The following is an 18,010-nucleotide window of genomic DNA, read 5'->3' on the forward strand; positions in this document are numbered from 1 at the left end:
CGATGATCATGATCATCAGCACGATCATCGACCTCGCCGGTCACGTAACCGTCTGTTGTGGCTGGCGATTGGAACGATCGGCGTCGGGGCGATCTTCGCTCTGCGAGCGTTCACTGGCGAGCTAGGTGCTGTCGGCGTTCCGGGTCTCACCGCTGACCTCTTAACGCTGGCGACCAGCGTGATCATTGAATCGCTGCCATTCGTGGTCCTCGGTGTTTTGCTATCAATCGTGGTGCAGGCGTGGATTCCAGAAGACCTGTTGATGCGCTACCTGCCGAAGACCCCGGTGCTGAGACGCGCAGCGATCTCGCTCTTCGGTATTGCGTTGCCGGTGTGCGAATGCGGCAACGTGCCCTTGGCTCGCGGGCTTATTCTCAAGGGCTTCTCGGTGCCCGAGTCGATGACGTTCCTCTTGGCGGCACCGATCATTAATCCGATCACGATTGTGACGACCCATCAGGCTTTCGGCTTTGAGGACGGCATTCTGGTCGGGCGAATTCTTGGTGGACTTGCAATTGCCAACATCGTGGGCTGGCTCTTCAGCTTGCACCCGCAGCCGAATGCCATGCTCACTGGTCGTTTCGCTCAGCAGTGTGCAGTGGGGTCTCACGGGCCTCGTCAGTCGCGCACCGAGAAGAGCCTCGACATCTTCATGCGCGAATCCAGCGTGCTCATGCCCGCCGTTTTTATCGGTTCACTAATCGCTGGTGCAATCCAAGTGGCGGTTCCGCGAGATGTGCTGGTCACACTGGGCAGCAATCCGCTCTGGTCGATTCTCGCGATGATGTTGCTCGCGTTCGTGATTTCGGTTTGTTCCAGTGTCGATGCGTTCTTTATCTTGCCCTTTGCGAGCACGTTCATGCCGGGTTCGATCGTGACGTTCCTCGTGTTCGGACCGATCATCGACATCAAGATGCTGGCCATTATGCGTACTACCTTTACGGCCAAGGTGCTGCTGCAGTTATCGCTTGTCGTTGCCCTGATGAGTGCCTTTATCGGATTGGTGATCAACTATGTGGTCTAACCTGCAACGCTGGTGGGGTGTCATCCTGATTCTCGTGGCCGTGAGCGCCACGGTGTGGCTCGGGGCGACTCAGCAGCTCGTTCTTTACATTCACCCCCGCTATGTGGTGTTCACGGTCGTGATGGCGGCTCTCGCGCTAGTGATGGGCGTGCTGAGCCTTGCGATCCGTCCGGCTAACACCGAAGAAACGGTGGCTCCGCGCGGGTGGTCACGGGTTGTCGGGGGAGTAGCGCTGCTTCTTTCGGGTGCTGTCGCACTCTCTCTGGTGCTCGTGCCCCCCACAACGCTGTCGAGTGCCACGGCAAGTCAGCGCGATATTGTGGGCTCAACGGTGGGCAGCGATAGTCAGAACGCCGATGAGGTCGAGAACGCCGACGACGAATTAATCGCAAGTTTTACCGTCGTCGACTGGTCATCGCTGTTGCGTCAGACCAGCGACCCGAGCTTCTATGCCAATAAGACGGCGGATGTCGTGGGCTTCATCACGGCCAGCGAAGACGATCCTGCCAATATTTTCTATCTGTCGCGCTTCACGGTCACGTGCTGCGCGGTTGACGCGCAACCCACGGGTCTCGCCGTCTACGCCCCGGATTGGGCGAACGACTTTGAGGTTGATGCGTGGCTGGAGATCACCGGTTCGTTTGAGGTTAACCCGAGTTCGCGTAGCGATCTGCCGCTCGTGCTTGTTCCGGAGACTATGACGGTAGTGGAGCGGCCGAGTGAGCCCTATCTCTATTAGTCCGCGTCCTCCGGAGGGGGAGCACAGCATCCGCTCGTTCCGACGCACGTTCGCGTGGACGGTAGGCATTCTGCTTGTCCTCTGCGGCGTTTTCTTGGCACTGGGTTACCTGCAAGGGCCCAAATTGTCGAGCGCGCAAGTCGATGCGGATGCGGTGGTGTCGTCGTCAGATCAAACGTTGCGTCTTTTTGCGAACCAGACTCTCGCAGCGGTGGATGCCGGCGCAGTCTCGGTGGATCCGGCGGTTGCTGCCACGGTGTCGAGCGATGGCGATCTGATTTCTGTGCAATTTGCGGAGGCGCTGGACTACAACACCGAATACACGGTGTCGGTTGAGGGCGTCGTGAGCCCATCTGGTGGCTCTGAGTCGACTCTGACTTATTCGTTCACCACTGCTGAGCCGACGCTCTACTATCTCGACCGCGGCGAGCCGAACGACGAGATTGTTGAGACCGGGATGAGCTCGCAAGAGCGCACTGTTGTGTACTCGGGCGAAGGCATTGAAGAATTTGTTCCAGTGGGCGATGTGTTCGCGGTTAGTACGGCAGCCGCTGACCGCACGGGTGCGCTCACGCTGGTGAACCCTGACACGGGCGTTACCGAACAGGTGTTGCTTCCCGAAGTTGGCGAGGTCGCCGATCTGGATGCCGCTCGCTCTAGTTCGCTCCTCGGATTCACCATTTCGAGTCTCGACCCTGGTCCTATCCCCACGGTTTCGCACACGTTGTACACACTGGATGTTAATCGGGGGCGGGATGTCGTTGCCGTCACTGGCCTGGACGGCGAGCCCATGCGCGTTGTGGGCTGGCAGTTCGTGCCTGGCACCACCACGATTGTGGCGCTCACGACGGAGAGCACACTGGTGCGGGTTGATACGACATCCGGTTTGGTCGTTCCTCTTGGCGGCTACTTTGAGTTTGACCGAGTGTCTGCCGACGGTTCGACCGTGGTGGTCGTTGACGCGCGGGGCAGCGCGTCAGTCGCGTTGGTTGACGGCGAAGAGGTGCGCCTGAATCCCTCGCCCATCGATGGCGAGCAGCCATTCTTGGGTCAAACGGATGCGGATGCGGCGGGAAACCTTGTCGCCAAGATGGTGTTGGTTAGCCCCGACGGTGGTTCATTTAGCAGTGTGCTCGCCTACGACGATGGCGAACTTTCGCGCATCCTGTACCAAACGGTTGATGACAAGGGCGCGATTCTGGATTTCCACGTATCGCCGAACAATCAGTTTGTAGCGGTGGAAGTGCAGCCCAACGTGTCGAACTTTGACTCTGATGAGTATGTGATGAATCCACGGCCGCAGAGCGTTACGACCTATCTGGTGGAGATTGCGACCGGAGCGGTGACGCGCAGTGTTGAAGGCTTCGGCCTCGTGTGGCGCTAGATTCGCTGTATGACAGCGATTTCTGACCTCAACGAGTTGCTTGCTTCGATGGAGCCCCATCTCAATGAGGGTGTCTTCGTCTTCGCGACGGTGGATTCGCTTGCGGAGGTTGATGCGTCGTCGATCGTGGCATTGATGCAGGAGCCTGAGGGGCTTTCCGTGGTGATGACCGAGTCGGATGCTGTGCGCCAGGGTATCGCCCACGAGTTCCGCTCGTCGTGGATCACTCTCACTGTCACGTCTGCCCTCGAGGCCGTTGGCCTCACGGCGGCGTTCGCGCAGGCGCTCGGTGATGTTCAGATCAGCTGCAATGTGATCGCTGGCCATCACCATGACCACATCTTCGTTTCTGTCGAATCCACGGATGCCGCTGTGGCGGCGCTACGCGGCCTGCAGGCGTCCGCTCGTTAGTCAGGCTGCACATCGCCCAACGCGCGCCTCAGGCGTGCGTTGGCTACTTCGCTGGGCGGTCGCGTTGAGCGACGCGCAGCCCGCTCGCTTCGAGTCTGCGCACGAACTCGCGCACGCCAACGGGTTCCGCTCCGAGGCTGACAAGTTCAGTCCACATGCGGGCGGGGACGTCGTAGTGGTCGAGGTCAAATCCGCGGCGGGGGATGCCTGCCCTGCTCGCAAACTCGTGTAATTCCTCGAGAGACACATCGCTGACGATATGCGCCCACACCGTGTCATGGGCTGGCCAAATTGGCTGGTCGATCAACACGGTCATGCTGCGAGCCTAATTGACGACGAATCGCTGGGGGGAGGTTTTGACCCAATGCCCGTTCGCAACGTACTATGGACTCTGCTGCACCCGAGTTGTGGTTCCGATCGTTGAGATCGTGACCAATGTTGGTGTACACGTTCTCGTTTTCGTCGGGTCAAGATCATGATTGATTCAGTCGAAAGCTACTGCAGCGTGTCGTTTGACCGGGAGTGCCCACGTCGAGTATTGTTGATCCTTGGCGTGTGCTGGGCAAAGCCCGCAGAATTCGCCACAAGCTTCAGTAGTTCTAGCTATTCAATCGTTAAGTAAGGGTCAAAAGTGGTTTACGCAGTTGTGCGCGCCGGTGGGCGGCAGGAGAAGGTAGAGGTCGGCACGATTGTCGTTCTCGACCGCATCGCAGCCGACAAGAACGGCAATGTTGAGCTCGCTCCAGTTCTGTTCGTTGACGGCGACAAGATCACTCACGACGCCAAGGCGCTTGAGAAGATCAAGGTCGTTGCCGAGGTATTGAACGATGAGCGCGGTCCCAAGATCGTTATCCAGAAGTTCAAGAACAAGACCGGCTACAAGGTTCGCCAGGGTCACCGTCAAGAACTGACCCGTATCAAGATCACCAGCATCAAGTAACTGCTGACGGACGTAAAGGACTTCTAGACAGATGGCACATAAAAAGGGCGCAAGCTCCACCCGTAACGGCCGCGATTCCAACGCTCAGCGCCTCGGCGTAAAGCGCTTCGGCGGCCAAGAGGTTCTCGCCGGCGAAATCATCGTTCGCCAGCGTGGCACTCACTTCCACCCCGGCGTTAACGTCGGCCGTGGCGGCGACGACACTCTGTTCGCTCTCGCACCGGGCGCAGTTCAGTTCGGCGCAAAGGGCGGCCGCAAGGTCGTCAACATCGTTTCCGCGTAACTTTCCGCGGCATTTCCACGCAGCCTGCTTGCAGGCACGCGTTACAGCGAAGAGCGAGCTTCGGCTCGCTCTCGCCATTTAAGATGGCACTACAGGCCAGTCATTAGCTCACGAGAACAGGAGGAACCATTGTGGCATCGTTCGTCGACCAGGTAACCCTTCATCTCGTAGCAGGCCATGGTGGCAATGGTTGTGTTTCGGTCAAGCGCGAGAAGTTCAAGCCTCTCGCCGGCCCCGACGGTGGCAAGGGCGGTGACGGTGGAGACATCGTTCTCGTCAGTGACCCGCAGGTAACGACACTTCTCAACTACCACCGCTCACCTCACCGCAAGTCTCAGCACGGTCAGCCCGGTCAGGGTGACCACAAGGCTGGCACCGCTGGTGCAGAGCTGCTGCTTCCTGTTCCGGTTGGCACCGTCGTCCGTGATGCTTCAGGCGAAGTACTCATCGACATGGATGCCCCGGGAATGCGACTGATCGTTGCTCCCGGTGGTCAGGGCGGACTCGGCAACGCCGCGCTGTCATCCACTAAGCGCAAGGCTCCCGGTTTTGCACTTCTCGGCACGCCCGGTTCCGAGGGGGATATTTACCTCGAACTCAAGACCGTCGCTGATGTCGCCCTCGTGGGCTACCCCTCTGCGGGCAAATCGAGCTTGATCGCCGCTATGAGCGCCGCTAAGCCCAAGATTGCTGACTACCCCTTTACGACTCTGCACCCCAATCTCGGTGTGGTGGAGTCTGGTGAGGTTCGGTACACGATCGCTGACGTTCCCGGTCTCATCGAAGGTGCCAGCGAGGGCAAGGGGCTCGGCCTTGAGTTCCTGCGCCACGTTGAGCGCTGTACTGCTCTGCTGCACGTCCTTGACTGTGCAACGTTGGAGCCCGGCCGCGACCCGATCACTGACCTCGATGTCATTCTCGGTGAGCTTGCGGCGTATCCCGTTCCCGAGGGGCAGAAGCCTCTCCTTGAGCGCGAACAAATCATCGCTCTCAACAAGGTCGATGTTCCTGAGGGCAATGAGCTCGCTGACATGGTCAAGACTGAGCTTGAGGGGCGTGGCTACCGCGTCTTTGAAGTTTCGGCAGTCTCGCGTCACGGGCTCCGTGAACTTTCCTTCGCGCTGGCAGCACTCGTGCTCGCTGACCGCGAAGCCCGCCTTTCTGAGCCCGTCAAGGAACGCATTGTCTTGCGTCCCCGCGCCGTGAACGCGAAAGACTTCGCGGTCAAGGTCGAGGGTGGCACCTACGGCAACATCTACCGCGTGGTGGGCGAGAAGCCTGAGCGTTGGGTTGCTCAGACCGACTTCGCTAACGAAGAAGCGGTGGGCTACCTCGCCGACCGCCTCGCACGCCTCGGCGTCGAAGACGACCTCTTCAAGGCTGGCGCCGTTCCCGGTTCTACCGTCATCATCGGTGCAGGCGGAGGTGTTGTCTTCGACTGGGAGCCGACACTGTCGTCTGCCGCAGAACTGATTGTTGCGCCGCGTGGTACTGACCCGCGACTCGACGACAACCCTCGCGAGACCAACCGCAGCCGTCGCCGCAACTACCTTGAGCGTATGGATGCCAAGGCCGCTGCCCGTGCAGAGCTTGAGGGTGAGCGCGAAGCTGGCGTGTGGCAAGACGATGAAGGTTTCGCTATTCAGCGTGACGATGAGCCGGAGGATCGTGACTAACAAGCCCACCGTGCGCGCCGAGATTCCTCGTGCGCGCCGCATCGTTGTCAAAGTCGGCTCTTCGTCGGTGAGCGGTGCCAACGTGGGCCAGATCGGTGCTCTAGTTGATGCTCTCGTGTCAGCTCATGCCACTGGTTCTGAAGTCATTCTTGTCTCGTCCGGCGCGATCGCTACCGGCATCCCTTTCTTGAAATTGGATGCTCGCCCCACCGACCTCGCGACTCAGCAAGCCGCGGCTGCCGTGGGCCAAAACGTTCTCATCTACCGTTACCAAGAGAGCTTCGACCGCTACGGCGTCGTCGCTGCGCAAATCTTGTTGACGGCGGGGGACATGGAAAACCCCACCCACCACAGCAATGCTCAGCGCGCGCTCGAACGATTGCTGGGGCTGAAAATCTTGCCCATCGTGAACGAGAACGACACTGTCGCCACCCACGAGATCCGCTTCGGTGACAACGACCGCCTTGCGGCCCTCGTCTCTGTTTTGGTGCGTGCTGACGTGCTCGTGTTGCTTTCCGATATCGACGCGCTCTATACCAAGCCGCCTTCTGAGCCAGGGGCTGAGCGCATAGATGTTGTCTCCTTTGCAAATGACCTCACCGATGTCACGTTTGGCGACATCGGTGCGGCCGGAGTCGGAACCGGAGGCGCGGGAACGAAGGTCGCTGCTGCCAAGCATGCTGCGGCCGCTGGCATCCCGGTATTGCTCGCCGAGACAGGCAGCGTCGCTGCCGCTCTGGCGGGGGCGTCCATCGGAACCTGGTTCGAGGCCGATCCCGCCGCTCTGTAACGTTCGATTGGCATCGCCGAGCGCCGCTACACTCTGATCATGGGTGATTCAGCCGCAACCGCGCTTTCTATTGACGACAAACTTCGCGCCGCACGCGCAGCATCGCGCACTCTTGCCACTGTGACAACGGTGCAGAAGAATGCCGCGCTCGAAGCTATTGCAGCCGGTGTGGTTGCTCACGCCGACCGCATCGTGGAAGCGAACGGCCGTGACCTCGAGCGTGGTCGCGGCACCGGGATGACGGTCGGGCTGCAAGACCGCCTCCGGCTTACTCCGGAACGAATCGCCCAGCTTTCCGCCGCGGTGCTCGAAATTGTTGAGCTTGCTGATCCTGTCGGCACCGTAGTACGCGGCTCTGTATTGCCCAATGGCCTTTCTGTGGCGCAGACCCGAGTTCCATTTGGCGTCATCGGGGCGATCTACGAAGCTCGGCCCAATGTCACGATTGATATCGCTGCCCTCGCGCTCAAGAGCGGCAACGCGGTGCTCCTTCGTGGAGGCTCAGCAGCTGAAGACTCCAACCGCGTGCTCGTTGACGTAATTCAGTCAGCGTTGTCGAGCGTCGGGATTGATCCGGCATCCGTGCAAACGGTCGACGAGTTTGGCCGCGAGGGGGCGAAGGCGCTCATGCAAGCCCGTGGTTTTGTTGACGTGCTCATTCCTCGTGGCAGTGCCCAGCTCATCCAGACCGTCGTCACCGAGTCGACTGTTCCCGTGATTGAAACTGGCGCAGGAATCGTTCATATCTTCTTGGATGAGTCCGCCGACGAAACCACCGCCGTCGAAATCGTGTACAACTCGAAGGTTCAGCGACCGAGCGTCTGCAATGCGCTTGAGACGCTCCTTGTGCACGAGGCCGCCGCTGAACGACTGATTCCTGCGGTGCTGGCGCGATTGGCCGAGGCAGGCGTCACAATTCATGCGGATGAGCGCACGCGGCAGCTCTTTCCCGCAGCACAGATCGCTGACGCCGACGCCTGGTCTGTTGAGCACTTGAGTTTGGATGTCGCTGTGCGGGTCGTTGCCGACCTCGACGCTGCGATCGAACACATCGACGCATACTCCACGAAGCACACGGAATCGATCATCACAAACGATCTCGCGAATGCGGATCGCTTCCTCGCCGAAGTGGATTCCGCGGTGGTCATGGTCAACGCCTCCACTCGCTTCACCGATGGTGCTGAGTTCGGTTTTGGTGCTGAAGTGGGCATCTCGACCCAAAAACTGCACGCTCGAGGCCCCATGGGGCTGCCGGAACTTACGAGTACCAAGTGGGTTGTGCGCGGCAGCGGTCAAGTCCGCGGCTAGACTGTTATTGGTTTTGTGAATGGAGATCTGATGTCGATTTTTCTGAACGTTCTTGCGTCGAGTGAAGAGCTTGCGCCTCTCGTGTTGCCCGCGCTTGCTTTCCCGCTCATTGCGGCGGTCGTGTTGACCACCCTCGGTTTTGTCACGTGGAGCTTCCGTGATGTGGCGAACCGTCACGTAGCTAAGCCGGCGAAGGCTGGCGACGCTCACGGCGCAGGCCACTAAGGCTTTTTTGTGACCGCCGAGACGGCGCCGCGCCGCGCCCGCATCGGCATCATGGGTGGAACCTTCGATCCCATCCACAATGGCCACCTTGTTGCGGCCAGTGAAGCTCAGCTTCAGTTCGACCTCGATCAGGTCGTGTTTGTTCCCACCGGCAAGCCGTGGATGAAAGACACCGCAACGTCGGGGGAGCACCGCTACCTCATGACGGTCATTGCGACCGCGGCCAACCCCGGGTTCGATGTCAGCAGAGCTGACCTTGAGCGTGAAGGGGCGACGTACACAATCGACACCCTGCGCGACATGCGCAAGACCTATCCTGACGCCGACCTTTTCTTCATTACGGGCGCGGATGCCGTGGCTCAAATCATGGAATGGAAGGACGTTGACGAGGTCTGGACACTCGCCCATTTCATAGCAGTTTCACGGCCAGGACACGCCTTAACCATTAGTGGATTGCCTGAGCAAGGCGTAAGCTCGTTGGAAGTGCCGGCGCTTGCGATCTCATCTACCGATTGCCGAAACAGGGTCAGTCGGGGTTACCCGGTCTGGTATCTGGTTCCGGATGGTGTCGTTCAGTACATCGCCAAGCACCACCTATATCGGAGTATTTCATGACCACTTTTCACGATCCGCCGCCGCAGTCGCGACGCGCGGCGCGTCAGAGTGAGCGCACACACTCGTCCGACGAGCAGCCCACAGTAGAAGGATTCACCACCTTCCCGTCGCAAAGCGACGACACGCACGCTTCTGACGTTAACCAAGCACCTCGCAGTGCGCCCGCCACGCCTCCGGCAACCCCGGCTCAGGCTCCTGTCGCGCCGCCTGCCGCTTCGCAGCCCACCGCTGCCGCTGCCTATCTCACTGCGCCGCCACCCAACGTCAATGGTCAGAGCAATTCTGCTGTTGCGCCGCCGGCACCCGTCGTTCCTGCTGCTTCCGCCGTTCCGGCATCGGATGCGGGTACTGACGTGAGCCAGTTGACGCGCCGTGAGCTGCGCGAACTGCGTGCTCGCGAAGAAGCAGCCAGTCAAACAACTGCTGCTCCGGCAGCGCCCGCTCCGGCCGCTCCCGTTCAGGCCGCACCTGCTCAGCCAGCGCCTGCTCAGCCAGCGCCTACTCAGGTCGCTCCGGCGGCGGCCGCGCCGGTTGCGCCGACTCCCGCCGCATCCGCGCCAGCTGCTCCTGCTCAGCCTGCAGCATCCACTGCGCCTGCACCTTCACAGGCACCGGCTTCAACGCCTGCCGCTCGTCCGAGCTTGGCTGACCTTGCTGCGGCGGCATCCGCTGCGGCTCAGGTGAAGCCTGCGAGAACGGCCGAAGAACTGTCGTTCACGCCAGCAGCCCAGGCCTACATCGAGCCGCCAGCTCTAGTCGACCCTCTGGCTGTCGTTCCCGAAGCTGCGGCTACTGCGGCCGCTCCCACGGATGCCCTTAGCGCTTTTGAATCATTACTGGCTAACCCCGACGGTTCTGTCACGGGTGCGCCCGCTCCGGCAGCTCCGCGGTCACCGCTCGCAGATCTTCCTGCACCTAACGTTGCTGCCGTGCCGAGCGCGCGCACTACGGCTGACCCTGTCACCAAGGTGATTCCAGCGGCCAAGCCCGAACAAGGTGCGAAGTCTGATATGGCTGCCGCGCCTACAAAGCCTGAACAGTCGACCCGCCCCACCGTTGAAGGCCTTCTCGGGTTCGACCCGGCGCCAGCGGCTACGAAGCCGCAAGCGTCGTCGACGCCCACCGCTTCGGCTCAGACCACATTGAGTAATGCGCGAGCAGAGTTTGATGAGCTCGCGCGTAAACGCCTTGATGGCGAAGTCGCTGCCGCTCCCGCCGTGAAGCCTGCGAATGCACCCGTTGCTCCGGCTCCCGCTGCTCCGGCTCCCGCTGCACAGGCTCCCGCTGCACCGAGTGCGTCACCGGCTCCCGCTGCGGCACCAGTTATTGCGGCATCCGGTATCTCGATCGGGCACTGGTCTAGCCAGACAAAGTCTGACGAAGAGGCGAACAACGCGATCGTCACGCGCACCATTGGCAGCGGAAGCAGCGCAACGAACGCTCTTGTCTTGCCAGCGATTCCGTTTGCTACCGACATCCGTGGTCCGCTGACCTCGAGTGGCGAAGCGATGCTTACCGGTTCAATCGACCTCCCGAGCACTCTCTCGGCAAGCGGTGTTTCTGACCGCTTCGACAAGGGCGACATTGACTCTCTCCTGGATCTCAACGACAGCGACATGGTGTCGACTGATTCGGCGCCCGTGCGCGCGGTTAAGGCCGTCAGCACCTTCTCCAACCAGTCCGTTACGCAGACGCAGAAACCCAAGGGCACGCGTGCTTTGACGGTACTGCTCATCTCAGCAGCGTCAATGGCTGTTGTCGTGGCTGGGTTGCTCGTGGCAGCCTTCGCCTTCAACATGTTGTAGGTTTAACTCTTTGCCTTCAGCTTTTTTCCGATTAAGGATCCTGTGACTGCTTCTCCTCGTGCCAACGAGCTACTTTCCATCGTCGCGAATGCCGCCGACGCCAAGCAGGCGACCGACATGGTTGCTCTCGACGTCACCGGTCCCATGCCTTACGCCGATATCTTCTTCCTCGCGACCGGTCGCAACGAACGTAACGTGCAGTCGATCGCCTCCGAGATCGAAGAGAAGATGATCGCCGCTGGCGCTAAGCCATTGCGTCGCGAAGGTCGTGCTGAGGGTCGCTGGATCCTGCTCGACTTCGGCCACGTCGTTGCGCACATCTTCCACGAAGAAGACCGCCTCTACTACTCGCTCGAGCGACTCTGGAGCGACTGCCCCGTCATCCCGATCACCATCACGCCCGTTGCCACAGACGTTGAGTCTGATTCGGAGTAACAAACTTCACACTTCGTAACCCAATTTGTGTGGGTTGCGCCGTGCTGGTTTGCTTGTTTTAGCCGGGCAGTTCGACCCCGGGGCGACCTTCACCAGTCACCTTCTCCCACTGGGGTTTCATGATTACGCTTTCTTCCGTCACCAAGACTTTTGGTGATGCCGCGAATCCAGTTCGCGCCCTTGACGACGTGAGTCTCTCCGTCGCCAGTGGCGAGATCTTCGGGGTTATCGGCCAGAGTGGTGCGGGCAAGAGCACGCTCATCCGCACGGTTAATCTTCTTGAGCGTCCCGACTCGGGAACGGTTACCGTCGCTGACCGCGAACTCACCGCGCTGAGCGACCGCGAACTGCTTCAGGCCCGCCGCGAGATCGGCATGGTCTTTCAGCAGTTCAACCTGCTCGATAGCCGCACCGTTCGCGGAAACGTTGAGCTCGCTCTTGAAATTGTGGGCGTAGAGCGTCGTCAGCGCACCGCACGCACGAATGAGATCCTCGAACTTGTTGGCCTTGAGCACAAAGCTCAGCAGTACCCGGCTCAGCTCTCGGGCGGTCAGAAGCAGCGTGTCGGTATCGCCCGTGCGCTGGCATCCCGCCCTCGGGTGTTGCTCAGTGATGAAGCGACTAGTGCGCTCGACCCCGAGACCACCGACTCGATCCTGCAGCTGCTGCGCAGCCTCAATAAAGAGCTCGGACTCACCATTTTGCTCATCACGCACGAGATGGATGTCGTCAAAAGCATTTGCGATTCTGCTGCGCTCATGAGTGGTGGCCGCATCCTCGAGCACGGCCGCTTAGTCGACTTGCTGAGTCAACCAGGCTCGCAGCTGGCTCGTGGTCTCTTTCCGCTTGGCGAATTGCCAGCGGGCAACTCCACGGTCATTGACGTCACTTTTGTGGGGCTGTCTTCTGAGCGCCCTGTCGTTGCCCAGCTGGCTAGAACTCATCACCTTGATGTTGGTCTGCTCGGCGCTGCGATGGAAACTATCGGAGGCGCACAGTCTGGTCGTACGCGCCTTGAACTACCAGGAACCATCGAGCAACACACTGCTGCGATTGATGACCTGCGAGCTCAGGGCCTCGTGGTTGAGATTGTGAGGAGCGGACGATGATCGATTCCACTGCTCCCGGCTTCTGGCCGCAGCTGTTCGAAACCCTCCTGAAGGCAACGGGGGAGACCCTCTACCAAGTGGGCGTCACGATGATCATCACGCTCGTGATCGGGTTGGCACTAGGAACGCTGCTCGTGGTCACCGACCGCGGTGGCATCCTTGAACGCCCGTTCGGCAGCATCGTGGCCGGCCGCATCATCAATGCGGTTACGCAAACCGTGGTGAACCTTGGTCGCTCGATTCCGTTCATCATCTTGATGATCGCGCTTATCCCGTTCACCCGGCTGCTGCTTGGCTCGGCGTTTGGTGTCACGGCGGCGATTGTTCCGCTGACCGTGGCGGCGATCCCGTTCTATGCCCGTATCGTCGAGATCTCGCTGCGCGAAGTCAACGAAGGGCTTGTTGAAGCCGGTCATTCGCTCGGTGCTACTCGCTGGCAACTCGTGTCGAAGGTCATCATTCCCGAGGCTGTTCCTGGCCTCATCCGAGGCTTTACAACGACAGTGGTGTCGATTGTGAACTACTCCGCCATTGTGGGCGCGATTGGTGGTGGAGGTCTGGGTGATGTTGCTATTCGCTACGGTCACCAGCGCTACAGCGTCATCCACATCGTGGCGGTCATTATCGTGTTGGTGGCGATTGTGCAGATCGTTCAAGTGGTCGGCGCGCGCCTGGCCAACCGAATGTCTCACCGCTGACGCGGTCGGCGGCTTACCCCCACGTAGTTCTCTTTTATCCCATCTGTTTCACCCTTCACCAAAGGATTAGTAATGTCACGCTCCAAATTCTTCTCACTCTCGACCGTTGCCGCCGCTGGCGTGCTCGCTTTCACCTTGGCCGGATGCTCGGCTCCCGCCGAAGAGGCCGCGCCGACTGATGGCACCCTCGGTTCGTTGACCGTCGGCGCCACGGCAACGCCGGCTGGCGAGATCGTTCAGTTCGTTATCGACAGCGGACAGGCTGAAGCTGCTGGCCTTGAACTCGACATCGTTGAGTTCACCGACTACACCACGCCGAACCCCGCACTGAGCGAGGGCAGCCTCGACGTCAACCTGTTCCAGCACGCACCGTTCCTCGACCTGTACAACGAGAACACGGGTGACAACCTCGCTGTTGTCGGCCAGGTTTACCTCCCTCCGCTGGCGCTGTACTCGAAGACCGTAGACGACCTCGCTGACCTGCCTGATGGCGCCAAGATCGCGCTACCTAACGACGCGAGCAACGAGGGCCGTGCGCTGCTGCTGCTGGCGGACGCCGGACTCATCGAAACCACGGACGCCCCGTCGACTGTGTCGGACATCACCGCCAACCCCAACGACTACAACTTCATCGAGATTGACGCAGCAAGCCTGCCGTCCGCTCTTGATGACCAGGACGCGGCGATCGTGAACTTCAACTACGCGGGCGCTGCTGGCCTCTCGGGTGACCTGCAGCTGGTCACCGAGGGCACCGCGAGCGAGTACTACAACATCCTCGCCACGCGCGATGAGCTGAAGAGCGACCCTCGCGTCACCACGCTCTACGAGCTGCTGACCTCCGACGAGACGAAGGCGTACATCAACGACTTCTACAACGGCCTCGTTATCCCCGTTTCCTAGTCGCGAAGCTGTCGCGCTCCGCGTGAACTGCACGTCGCTGTGAAAGGGCGGTCGTCATCCATTGGGATGTCGGCCGCCCCTTACTCTTTCCCCATAATTTTCGGAGACAATTGGCTGGGAATCGCTCAGATGGTTCTGGATGCGCCAAGCGTGTAGTAATCTTGACAAGTTGCGTTTTCGAAAGGAAACAAAACAGATGGGTCCATGGCGCAGCCCGGTAGCGCACCTGCATGGCATGCAGGGGGTCAGGGGTTCGAATCCCCTTGGATCCACCATCTAGCCCCGCAATCGTGAAGATTGCGGGGCTTTTTCGTGTCCGTTCCTCGGAGCGTTTATTTCCTCCGGCCGGGGTCGCCGTGCACCAACGCCGTGCGGCAACCCCCGCGGGCGCGGAGCAGCCATTAGCCTGAGCGAGAACGATCTGGAGTGCGCCGCGCGAAGTAACTGCAGCCGGCGTGCATCCATCTCCCAGTAGAGCTGAATGGAAGACGCGCCGATGCACGAAGTTACCTGCCCTCACTGTGGCAAAGCGTTCACGATCGATGAGGCTGGGTATGCCGACATCGTGAAGCAGATTCGTGACCGGGAGTTCGAGAGTGAGCTTCACGAGCGGCTTGAGTCGGCCGAGGCCACCAAGAAGGCGGAGATCGCGCTTGCGGAAGCGAAGATCGCACGAGAGCTGCAAGCGGAGGCCTCGAAGAAGGATGCCGCCATTCAAGAGCTGAAGGCGCAGCTGGAGTCCGGCGCTGTTGCCCAGAAGCTGGCAGTGTCCGAGGCTCTGAGCGCCGTGCAGACCGAGCGGGATGCCCTGGCTAACGAACTCGAGAAAGCCAAGCGAGAGAGGGAGTCTGCCGCCGAGCTGGCTGAAGCGAAGCGTGTGAGCGAGCTCCAAGCCGCCACCGCAGAGAAAGAAGCCGAGATCCAAGCTCTGAAGGCGAAGCTACAGGCCGCTGGCTCAGAGCAGCAATTGGCGCTCTCCGCAGCGGTGGGTGCCGTCGAGAAAGAGCGCGATGGTCTCAAGGGCACTCTTGAGCGCGTAGAGCTGGAGAAGAAGCTCGCCGAGACCTCGATGAAAGACAAGTACGAGACCCAGCTCAAGGATCGCGATGACGCGATTGAGCGACTACGTGACATGAAGGCGCGGCTCTCGACGAAGATGATCGGCGAGACGCTCGAAATTCATTGCGAAACGACGTTCAATCAGATTCGTGCCACAGCCTTCCCTCGCGCCTACTTTGAGAAAGACAATGACGCGCGCAGCGGCAGCAAGGGCGACTATATCTTCAAAGAGGCGGATGAGTCGGGCACCGAGATCGTCTCGATCATGTTCGAAATGAAGAACGAAGCCGACACGACCGCCACCAAGAAGCGCAACGAAGACTTCTTGAAAGAGCTCGACAAAGACCGCAACGAAAAGGGCTGCGAATATGCGGTGCTGGTGTCCCTGCTCGAGCCAGACAGCGAGCTCTACAACTCCGGGATCGTGGATGTCTCTCACCGGTATCCGAAAATGTACGTCGTGCGCCCCCAGTTCTTCATCCCCATCATTACGGTGCTCCGCAACGCGGCGCTCAACTCGCTCACCTACAAGAACGAGCTCGCGCTCGTGAAGGCGCAGAGCATTGACGTGACGAACTTTGAGGAAGAGCTGGACTCATTCAAGTCAGGGTTTGCGCGCAACTTCGATTTGGCCTCCCGCAAGTTTCAGACGGCGATCGATGAGATCGACAAGTCGATCGACCACCTGCAGAAAACCAAGGACGCCCTGCTCGGCACGAACCGGAACCTGCGCCTCGCCAACGACAAGGCTCAAGACGTGACGATCAAGAAGCTCACGCGCGGTAACCCGACCATGGCCGAGAAGTTTTCCGACCTGAACAAGGGCGACGACTAACGTTCGAGAGGCCTCACGGTGTCGCGTCTGCTCTTCGACACGCGGCTGAGCTGCCGGGCCGCTAGCGCGTAGCGATCGGCGTCGTCGGCGGCGCCGACGCGGGCTTGCGCACGCGCGCCTTGAACCACGCGGTGTCGGGCACACGCGCCAGCAGGGGCCCCGCGATGATCGTCATGAGCACGTAGGCGGTGGCGAGCGGGGCGAGCATCGGTTCGATGCCAGCGCCGACGGCGAGGCCTGCGATGACGATGGAGAACTCTCCGCGCGGGGTCAGAGCCAACCCGGTACGCCAACGGCCAGGGGCCGCGATACCAGCGTGTTTTGCGGCGCGGTATCCGGAGTACGTTTTGGTGCCGATGGTGAGCACAGCGAGGGCGAAGGCGGGCAGCAGCACCGGAATGATGTCGGCGGGCGAGGTCGAGATGCCGAAGAAGACGAAGAAGACGGCAGCGAAGAGGTCGCGCAGGGGAGTGATGAGTTGGGCCGACTGATGCGCTACGGGCCCCGAAATGGCGATGCCGACGAGGAACGCTCCTACGGCCGCTGAGACATTCACAGCCTCTGCAAGGCCCGCGACGAGCATCGTGAGACCGACTACTCCGAGCAGCAAGGCTTCAGCGTTCTTCTGGGGGAGCAGGCGCGACAAGACACGACCATGGCGCAGCGCCACGTAGAGAATGGTGACGACAACCGCAACAGCAATCGCGACGGTAATAGAACCCTGCAGCAACCCGGCGCCGATCACGAGCGCCGACAGCACCGGCAGATAGAACGCCATGGCGAGGTCTTCCATCACCAGGATCGAAAGAATCACTGGCGTCTCACGGTTACCGAGTCGCCCGAGGTCGCGAATGACCTTGGCGATAACGCCGGATGACGACACCCACGTCACTCCAGCGAGAGCCACCACTGCGGCGGGTTCCCACCCGAGCAGAATGGCAAACAGTGCGCCGGGAAGCGCATTGAACACGCCATCCAAGATCCCCGACATCCGTGATGTCTTCAGGTTCGCCATGAGCTCGTCGGCCGAATACTCGAGACCGAGCATTGCCAGCAGCAAGATGACGCCGATTTGAGATCCGACCTCGAAGAATTCTTCGCTGGCCTGAAGGGGCAGAAGCCCACCCTCGCCGACAGCGAGACCGGCGAGCAAGTAAAGAGGGATCGCTGAGAACCCGAAGCGTGCGGCAACTCTGCCGAGCACACTGAGCACGAGCAGGAGAGCGCCAACCTCGATGAGTAGCTGCGTCGTCTCATGCATACGCGGCTCTTAGCTGGGGCCGTTATTGATGAGCTTGCCGAGTGCGTCGAGACCCTGGCGCGTGCCGACAGCAACAATGACGTCACCCGACTCGAAAACTACCTCGGGGCCGGGCGAGGCGACGACATCGTTGCCACGCACGATGGCAACGATAGAAGCACTCGTGCGGGTGCGGGCTTTCATGTCGCCCATGGGGTGACCGACAAAGCCGGATCCATTGGGCAGCGAGATCTCCTCGGTGAAGAGTCCTTCAGCTTTTTCTCCGAGCGCAGACAGGCGGCTGAGCGTAAGCGACGAGCCGAGAACTTCTGCGATGGCCGAGGCTTCATCATCGCTCAGCGAGATTGACGCCGCGTTGGAGTCGGGGTCATCCGCATTGAAGAAGGCGAGGTCGCGTTCACCCGAGCGCAGCGACACCACGCTGACGCGGCATCCTGAGTTCGTGATGACGTCGTTGCGTACGCCAAACCCGGGAAGGTCAATTCGTTCGATTCTTACGCCCACGGTTCCAAC

The 18,010-nt window shown here is 60.4% G+C and carries 20 protein-coding genes and 1 tRNA gene; 18 read left to right on the forward strand and 3 right to left on the reverse strand.

What is annotated here, in order from left to right:
- Positions 1–61: 61 nt before the first annotated feature.
- The 4 genes from I6E74_RS07090 to I6E74_RS07105 are packed head-to-tail and all read left to right on the forward strand — an operon-like array spanning position 62 to position 3,558.
- Positions 62–1,024: a permease gene (locus tag I6E74_RS07090; RefSeq protein ID WP_197125222.1), complete on the forward strand. Its 963-nt coding sequence runs from the start codon at positions 62–64 to the stop codon at positions 1,022–1,024.
- Complete coding sequence (locus I6E74_RS07095) at positions 1,014–1,763, forward strand: TIGR03943 family protein (RefSeq protein ID WP_197124293.1); 750 nt, start codon at positions 1,014–1,016, stop codon at positions 1,761–1,763. The genes I6E74_RS07090 and I6E74_RS07095 overlap by 11 nt, the downstream gene beginning before the upstream one ends.
- Positions 1,744–3,147, forward strand: a complete 1,404-nt coding sequence (locus I6E74_RS07100; RefSeq protein ID WP_307784414.1) for an Ig-like domain-containing protein — start codon at positions 1,744–1,746, stop codon at positions 3,145–3,147. The genes I6E74_RS07095 and I6E74_RS07100 overlap by 20 nt, the downstream gene beginning before the upstream one ends.
- Positions 3,148–3,156: 9 nt before the next feature.
- A complete protein-coding gene (locus I6E74_RS07105; RefSeq protein WP_197124295.1) occupies positions 3,157–3,558 on the forward strand; it encodes an ACT domain-containing protein in 402 nt (133 codons plus the stop codon).
- A 43-nt stretch (positions 3,559–3,601) separates the two neighbouring features.
- On the opposite strand, the gene I6E74_RS07110 is transcribed toward I6E74_RS07105, so the two are convergent.
- Entirely contained in the window at positions 3,602–3,874 is a 273-nt protein-coding gene (locus I6E74_RS07110) for a DUF4031 domain-containing protein (protein WP_197124297.1), read from the reverse strand.
- Positions 3,875–4,189: 315 nt separating this feature from the next.
- On the opposite strand from I6E74_RS07110, the gene rplU reads away from it, so the two are divergent.
- The 14 genes from rplU (at position 4,190) to I6E74_RS07180 (ending at position 16,236) form a co-directional block, all read left to right on the forward strand.
- The gene (gene rplU, locus I6E74_RS07115) at positions 4,190–4,498 is read left to right on the forward strand and encodes a 50S ribosomal protein L21 (protein ID WP_009772527.1); all 309 of its coding nucleotides are present in this window, start codon (positions 4,190–4,192) and stop codon (positions 4,496–4,498) included.
- A 31-nt stretch (positions 4,499–4,529) separates the two neighbouring features.
- On the forward strand, positions 4,530–4,781 hold the full coding sequence (rpmA, locus tag I6E74_RS07120; protein ID WP_197105879.1) for a 50S ribosomal protein L27: 252 nt from the start codon (positions 4,530–4,532) through the stop codon (positions 4,779–4,781).
- Between the two features lie 131 nt (positions 4,782–4,912).
- Entirely contained in the window at positions 4,913–6,457 is a 1,545-nt protein-coding gene (obgE, locus tag I6E74_RS07125; protein ID WP_197124299.1) for a GTPase ObgE, read from the forward strand.
- Positions 6,450–7,247 (forward strand): glutamate 5-kinase, encoded by a 798-nt coding sequence (gene proB, locus I6E74_RS07130; RefSeq protein ID WP_307784415.1) that lies wholly within the window; start codon positions 6,450–6,452, stop codon positions 7,245–7,247. Before obgE ends, proB begins: the two co-directional genes overlap by 8 nt.
- Positions 7,248–7,286: 39 nt before the next feature.
- Positions 7,287–8,555, forward strand: a complete 1,269-nt coding sequence (locus I6E74_RS07135) for a glutamate-5-semialdehyde dehydrogenase (protein ID WP_197124301.1) — start codon at positions 7,287–7,289, stop codon at positions 8,553–8,555.
- A 30-nt stretch (positions 8,556–8,585) separates the two neighbouring features.
- On the forward strand, positions 8,586–8,780 hold the full coding sequence (locus I6E74_RS07140) for a hypothetical protein (RefSeq protein WP_197105876.1): 195 nt from the start codon (positions 8,586–8,588) through the stop codon (positions 8,778–8,780).
- Positions 8,781–8,789: 9 nt separating this feature from the next.
- A complete protein-coding gene (nadD, locus tag I6E74_RS07145) occupies positions 8,790–9,395 on the forward strand; it encodes a nicotinate-nucleotide adenylyltransferase (RefSeq protein WP_197124303.1) in 606 nt (201 codons plus the stop codon).
- Complete coding sequence (locus I6E74_RS07150) at positions 9,392–11,200, forward strand: hypothetical protein (RefSeq protein ID WP_197124304.1); 1,809 nt, start codon at positions 9,392–9,394, stop codon at positions 11,198–11,200. The genes nadD and I6E74_RS07150 overlap by 4 nt, the downstream gene beginning before the upstream one ends.
- A gap of 42 nt (positions 11,201–11,242) precedes the next feature.
- The gene (rsfS, locus tag I6E74_RS07155; RefSeq protein WP_197124305.1) at positions 11,243–11,635 is read left to right on the forward strand and encodes a ribosome silencing factor; all 393 of its coding nucleotides are present in this window, start codon (positions 11,243–11,245) and stop codon (positions 11,633–11,635) included.
- A gap of 119 nt (positions 11,636–11,754) precedes the next feature.
- Positions 11,755–12,744: a methionine ABC transporter ATP-binding protein gene (locus I6E74_RS07160; protein WP_197124306.1), complete on the forward strand. Its 990-nt coding sequence runs from the start codon at positions 11,755–11,757 to the stop codon at positions 12,742–12,744.
- A complete protein-coding gene (locus tag I6E74_RS07165) occupies positions 12,741–13,442 on the forward strand; it encodes a methionine ABC transporter permease (protein WP_197124307.1) in 702 nt (233 codons plus the stop codon). Before I6E74_RS07160 ends, I6E74_RS07165 begins: the two co-directional genes overlap by 4 nt.
- Before the next feature lie 72 nt (positions 13,443–13,514).
- Complete coding sequence (locus I6E74_RS07170; RefSeq protein WP_197124308.1) at positions 13,515–14,342, forward strand: MetQ/NlpA family ABC transporter substrate-binding protein; 828 nt, start codon at positions 13,515–13,517, stop codon at positions 14,340–14,342.
- A gap of 198 nt (positions 14,343–14,540) precedes the next feature.
- A tRNA-Ala gene (locus I6E74_RS07175) sits at positions 14,541–14,617 on the forward strand.
- Between the two features lie 206 nt (positions 14,618–14,823).
- Positions 14,824–16,236 carry a DUF2130 domain-containing protein gene (locus tag I6E74_RS07180; RefSeq protein WP_255529141.1) on the forward strand — a complete coding sequence of 471 codons (1,413 nt, stop codon included), beginning with the start codon at positions 14,824–14,826 and terminating at the stop codon, positions 16,234–16,236.
- A 61-nt stretch (positions 16,237–16,297) separates the two neighbouring features.
- On the opposite strand, the gene I6E74_RS07185 is transcribed toward I6E74_RS07180, so the two are convergent.
- Both I6E74_RS07185 and I6E74_RS14725 read right to left on the reverse strand, forming a co-directional pair.
- Complete coding sequence (locus I6E74_RS07185) at positions 16,298–17,497, reverse strand: cation:proton antiporter (RefSeq protein WP_197124309.1); 1,200 nt, start codon at positions 17,495–17,497, stop codon at positions 16,298–16,300.
- Positions 17,498–17,506: 9 nt separating this feature from the next.
- Entirely contained in the window at positions 17,507–18,001 is a 495-nt protein-coding gene (locus I6E74_RS14725; protein WP_197124311.1) for a cation:proton antiporter regulatory subunit, read from the reverse strand.
- Positions 18,002–18,010: the final 9 nt, after the last annotated feature.

The organism is Salinibacterium sp. SWN139 (assembly GCF_015864625.1).
In the GTDB taxonomy this organism is placed as follows: Bacteria; Actinomycetota; Actinomycetes; order Actinomycetales; family Microbacteriaceae; genus Rhodoglobus.